This is a genomic window from Patulibacter sp. NPDC049589 (assembly GCF_040675535.1).
Classification (GTDB): domain Bacteria; phylum Actinomycetota; class Thermoleophilia; order Solirubrobacterales; family Solirubrobacteraceae; genus Patulibacter.
Genome location: NZ_JBFAPC010000326.1, coordinates 1 through 1,892 on the forward strand (window position 1 = coordinate 1; position 1,892 = coordinate 1,892).

Here is a 1,892-nt window from a genome sequence, read left to right on the forward strand (position 1 = left end):
CGCTGCGCGACCTGCCGACGTTCTCCTGCCTGCCGGACGGCGCCCCGTCGCCGTTCGGCTCGACCATCCACCTGCTGCCCGGCGCCTCCGCCTCACCGATGGCCGCGCTGCGGGAGATGTGGGCGGACGTCCAGGCCGGGCGGCTGCCCGCCGAGCCGACCATCGAGTGGTACCTGCACACCACTGTCGATCCGTCGCTGCGGGACGAGAACGGCCACCACTCGTCGGCGTTGTTCGTGCAGTCGGTGCCGTACGAGATCGACGGCTCGACCTGGGACGCCTCGTTGCCGGGTTACGTGGACCGGCTGCTGGCGATCTGCGACCGGTACGCGCCGGGCACGTCCGACCTGGTGGCGGACATCATGCCGCTCACCCCGCCGGGCATCGAGGAGCACTTCGGGATCACCGGTGGGCACATCCACCACGTCGACAACACTGTCGCCTTCGATCAGCGGATGCCGTACTTCACCGGGCTTGACGGGTTGTACGCGGGCTCGGCCGGGGCGCACCCGGCGGGCAGCGTGATCGGCGCGGCCGGGCACAACGTCGCCCGGCGGATCCTTCGCGACCTGCAGGTCTAGGCCGATCGGGGTGGGGGGGGCGGGCGCCCCCCACCCCCCCCCCCGGGTCTGGGTTTTGGGGCGCGGCGGGGGGCGGGGCCCCCCCCGCCCCCCCGGGGGCTCCACCCCCTGAGATCCCCCCGCACCCCGATGAAAGCGAGAGCCGCATGCGCTTCGTACACCTTCACCCCTCCTCCCTCGCCCCGCGGGTTCCGCGGCGCACCGTCGTCGCCGTCGCCCTCGCGGCCGGCAGCCTCGCGGTCGGCGTCGGCGTCGCCGACGCCCACACCGAGGTCGCCGCGACGAGCCCGTCGTCCGGCAAGACCGCATCGACTGCCGTCCGCACCGTCTCGGTGACGTTCACCGGCCAGATCCGCTCCGGGACGATCACGGTGAAGCGCGCCGGGAAGGCCGTCTCCAAGGGCCGGGGCGGCCAGGACCCCCGCAACGTCAAGCGGATCAGCGTCGGCCTGAAGACCGGCCTGAAGGCCGGCAAGTACGTCGCGACCTGGACCGCGATCGCCGCCGACGGCCACCACCAGAAGGGCACCTTCGGCTTCCGGCTGAAGCGGCGATGAGCCCGGCCCGCCGCCGCACCGCGCTGGTGACCGGCGCCGCGGTCCTCGCCACCCTCGGGTGCGCGGGGACCGCGGGGGCCCACATCCAGCTGACCCCGAGCACCGTCGCCCCGAACGACCCGGTCGAGTTCACCGTGATCGTCCCCAGCGAGCGTCCGGCGCACACCACGAGGGTCGACCTGAAGCTGCCCCCGGGCGTGATCCCCTTCGCGTACGGCGAGACCCCGGGCTGGAAGCGCCGGCTGATCACCGCCTCCAACGGGGCGATCGAGCGCGTCGTCTGGACCGGGAAGCTCGCCGAGGACGGCTACGCCCGCTTCACGTTCCTCGCCGGCACGCCCGAGAAGCCGGCGACGCTGACGTGGAAGGCGCTGCAGACCTACGACGACGGCACGATCGCGCGCTGGATCGGCTCCCCGGACTCCGACAGCCCGGCGCCGGTCACGAAGGTGATCGCGGGCGCCCCGCGCCAGAACGCCGGCGGCGAGGGCGAGTCGGGGACCGAGACCGCGGCGACGGCGCCGGACACCGGCACGCCGTCGACCCCGGACGCGCCGTCGACCGCCGTCGCGTCCGCCGGCGACGACGGCACCGACTGGCTCGCCCGCGGCCTCGGGATCGCCGCGGTCCTGATCGCGCTGGCCGGCGCCGCGCTCGCCGTCCGCCGGCGGTCGAGCTGACGACCGACGCCCACCGGCCGCGTCGAAGTCGCCGAGCCCCTGCAACGCGCCGCGCTGCAGGCAGACGAGGAGGA

General features: G+C 74.6%; 2 protein-coding genes and 1 pseudogene. All 3 read left to right on the forward strand.

Annotated features, from left to right (window positions below):
* Positions 1-581: pseudogene (locus AB0L40_RS27730) on the forward strand (FAD-dependent oxidoreductase); the annotation flags it as partial.
* Positions 582-727: 146 nt separating this feature from the next.
* On the forward strand, positions 728-1,138 hold the full coding sequence (locus tag AB0L40_RS27735; protein ID WP_364362023.1) for a copper resistance protein CopC: 411 nt from the start codon (positions 728-730) through the stop codon (positions 1,136-1,138).
* Complete coding sequence (locus AB0L40_RS27740; protein WP_364362025.1) at positions 1,135-1,818, forward strand: DUF1775 domain-containing protein; 684 nt, start codon at positions 1,135-1,137, stop codon at positions 1,816-1,818. The genes AB0L40_RS27735 and AB0L40_RS27740 overlap by 4 nt, the downstream gene beginning before the upstream one ends.
* Positions 1,819-1,892: the final 74 nt, after the last annotated feature.